The organism is Methylacidimicrobium cyclopophantes (genome assembly GCF_902143385.2).
Classification (GTDB): domain Bacteria; phylum Verrucomicrobiota; class Verrucomicrobiia; order Methylacidiphilales; family Methylacidiphilaceae; genus Methylacidimicrobium; species Methylacidimicrobium cyclopophantes.
Genome location: NZ_CABFUZ020000022.1, coordinates 1 through 2,581, shown reverse-complemented (window position 1 = coordinate 2,581; position 2,581 = coordinate 1). Strand labels below are relative to the sequence as shown.

General features: G+C 63.1%; 1 protein-coding gene and 1 pseudogene. Both read right to left on the bottom strand.

The features are described 5' to 3' along the window. Positions 1-262 (bottom strand): annotated as a pseudogene (locus FN369_RS00705) (hypothetical protein); the annotation flags it as partial. A gap of 19 nt (positions 263-281) precedes the next feature. After that, the gene (locus FN369_RS00700; protein ID WP_178087579.1) at positions 282-1,532 is read right to left on the bottom strand and encodes a nucleotidyltransferase family protein; all 1,251 of its coding nucleotides are present in this window, start codon (positions 1,530-1,532) and stop codon (positions 282-284) included. Positions 1,533-2,581 lie beyond the last annotated feature (1,049 nt).

The window sequence follows — 2,581 nt, the reverse complement described above, 5'->3', positions numbered from 1 at the left end:
AAAGCCGATCGGCTACTCCCCCTAGAAGGGAGATATTGCCGAATTTGAGCAGGGCTTGAGCGGCCAACAGCGCCAGCATCGCCAAGAAGAGCGGCTGCGGATTGCCGGCGGGATGCTCTTGAAGAAAGGCCTCGGCGAGTTTGCCGCCGAGCCAGGGCACGGCCAACGCCAACGCGCTCTCGCAGACCATCAGCCCCGCCCCGATGGCCAGGCTCCCCCGATAGGGAGAGGCGAAGGCAAGCAAGATCCGGATCTCTTTCATGGGACACGGTCCGTCGAGATCAGGGAGTCCTCACCCGGAGCTTTTTCCTGAGCCCCGTTCCGGCCCGACGCAGGTAGAGCCAAGGCAGCCAAGCCCTCTTACGGCCAGCGTATTTGGACCGCATGTAGCTTTCCGGAGGAAAGAAGAGCTCACCCAGGAAGCGGAGCTTGTTGGGGATCCCGGGGATGGCCCGGAAATCGGCGCAAAACCGGTAGAGGGAAGATGCCTCCAGATAGCGATCGGCGGATTTCTGCGATCCCTGCCGGGCAAGCACCCGATACGCCTCCTCGGGCACAACGGCATGAAAGAGAGAGATGGCCCGTTCGATCGACCGCTGGCAGGTCCTTCGCAATCCCTTGCGTTCGGCAAGCTCCACAAACTCCCAGTACTGGTGGAGAGACAAGTTCCCCAAGAGGCAATCAATGTCGTAAAGCCAGATCAGACGGTCGCCACCATAATACGACACATCGTCGACATAATAGGGGGCTTGCTTGTGAACGGCCTGGTGCATGCAGGCGAGCAGGAGCGCGTAGACCCGGGAAACGGCGACGGCGTCGGCATTCAAGGCTGACAGCCCTTGAGCCGCGGCACACACCTCTTCATGCGGAAAGAGCTGCGCTAGGAGCTCCGAATTATTGATCCGCCAGTGCAAATCCAAGAGATGCTCTTGATGGGAAACGGGGGCCATCCAACCAAATTCCGCCTCGTAGGTGATGAAATCCCCGCTCACATTGGGTCTGCGCGCGAAGCCCAAGGACTCGAGCACCCGAATTACCGGATCGCGCTTGCGGGGAGGGACGAGCAGGTCGGTATCGGCTCGGGTACGCAGGAAAGGTGCGGGATAGAGGTCGTAGGCCAACGCCGTCCCTTTGAAAAAGATGGGCTGCACGCCGAGCTCCGAGAACGCGGCCACCACCCGCTTGAGAAGCTTCCGGTGGCGCAGCTCCCACATGGCTTTCGCGATGGCCTGCTCGTGGCAAGCGTCCAACACCCTTTTCGGCCAGCCGAGCTCGGCGGCCTTCCCCATCCGGTTCTGCCAGAGGTGGTAGACGAGAGCCTGAACGCCATGGTAGGCGCTCCTCTCGAGAAACCGGGCCGTGAAGCTCTCGTCGCCTTCCCATGGCCACGCGGGGGTCTCTTCGCGCAGAAGGGCGCAGATGAGCGCATCTACAGCCTTCCCCTTTGCCTCTGCGGCATCGGCTCGTCGATTCCGACAGCCCTTCCTCCCGCTCGGTTCCGGCGTTCCGCATCCCGCACCGGATTCCATCATTAAGTCCCTGTGCCCACATCTCTTGCTCGGACGCGCCGCGCCACGGGTGAGAACTCTCCGCCCGCCGGGTCGTGAGCCGTTAGAGATCTTCGCCGTGTCCTGAAGTTCCATACTCCCGCCGGCTCCCCACGGCAACCCAGAAGCCCGCAATCTTACTCTGGAGTCGAAGGATCTTCGGTATTATCCGATCGCCTCCTGCCGTTTGACGGCGCGGCGGAATCGGTGGGATGAGAGCAAGGCCACTCTTTGCCGATTCCTAGGGAACTGCCTGGCACCCCTCCCGCGAAACGGGGAGCTCCTCGCCCGTAAGGTCCCACTCGCACCAGCCCGCTCGGCATCCACCTCGAAGCCGCGCGCTTCCCATCGACACGCGGCTCTCGAACGCCGCGGTCGTTCGCCGAGAGAAGACGAAACCAGAAGAAGTCCGATTCGTCTTCCGTTGGGGTAGCCCGAGGAGACGATCCCCCTTCCATTGGCTCTTTCTCCCCAAATTCCCGGCGGAGATCCTCCCCTCCCGATCGAGAATCGACTTGTGGAAACCCGTTGCTCGCAAAGCGCCGCGAGAGCCGTTAGCCTCGATCGAGGAATCAGGCTGACGCTCAGCAAAGAGCCGGTTGCCGACGATCGCGCCTCCGTCCCGCTGCCCGCCAGCCTGGAGTTCCTCTATCCGCTGGTCCCCATCTCGGCCGGTACGTGCTCAGCCGGCTCGGGCCTCTGCTCGGCCCCGGCGGCCTCCTGGCCGCTTGCCCTGCTCGCTTCCGGCGGAGCTCCTCCAGCCACGAAGGATGGAGCCGGGAAGTTGCCGCAGCAGCGGGCAAATGAGCCGCGGTGCGGCCGGATCACTCGGGAACCCGGCTGGAGAACATCCTCAAAGAGAAGCCGACGGGCGGGAGCTGCGATGGGGCTCCTTTGGAAGTCAGAGAGGCACCAGAGGGCAAGGTGCAAGCTCGCCTCGTTTTTCTCTCCGACCAAAGGCTTAGACCCCCATGAGCAGTCGACGGGCCAGCGGTTCGCCCCCGATCAGCTCCGCCAGGTGGCGGAGCTGGCGG